The 744-nt window shown below is 56.2% G+C and carries 1 rRNA gene; it reads right to left on the bottom strand.

Annotation, left to right across the window (positions count from 1 at the left end):
* Positions 1–619 precede the first annotated feature (619 nt).
* Positions 620–744: ribosomal RNA gene (locus tag AC1D1A_RS20865) — 16S ribosomal RNA — on the bottom strand; the annotation flags it as partial.

Here is a 744-nt window from a genome sequence, read left to right as displayed (position 1 = left end):
GATTCCTACGTCCTTCTTCGGCTCCTAATGCCAAGGCATCCACCGTGTGCTCTTAAAAACTTGACCACAAAAGATCAAGGAGTAATTTTCGAGAGAACCACAGAAACCACCACCATCACCCCAAAAGGCAACAGCGACAGATCCAGGTTCATATTCTTGGAAATTGCTTCTTATAAAAGATGCTCGCGTCCACTATGTAGTTCTCAAACAACAACCCCGTACCACACACCCCACACACACCCCGCCCCCGAAGGGAGCAGAACAACCGTGTGATCGGTGCAGCCAGGAAACCAGAAACACAAGTCCCACACCACCACCACGCACCCACCCCCGAAAGGGAAGGACAACGCGGCCGCGCCATGGTCCTGTTGCCTCAGGACCCAACAGTGTGCCAAACACTACCCAACAGCTCATTCCGGCGTGCGTTCCAGGACCCCCACACTTCCGAAGAAGAGAGAGCATCCGTACTAGCTGCCGGCCTGTGCCGCCAGGCACCTATTTGTTGATATTCCACCCGTGAGCACCCGCCGCAGAACTAGCGTCTGCGCAACGGGCGTACTCCTGACAACCCCACCACACGGACATAACGCCCGGCAGGGTGGTTGTAGGTGCTCCTTAGAAAGGAGGTGATCCAGCCGCACCTTCCGGTACGGCTACCTTGTTACGACTTAGTCCCAATCGCCAGTCCCACCTTCGACAGCTCCCTCCCACAAGGGGTTAGGCCACCGGCTTCGGGTGTTACCA

This window comes from Arthrobacter sp. P1_B9 (assembly GCF_056406495.1).
This window is presented reverse-complemented; position numbering and strand designations above follow the sequence as displayed.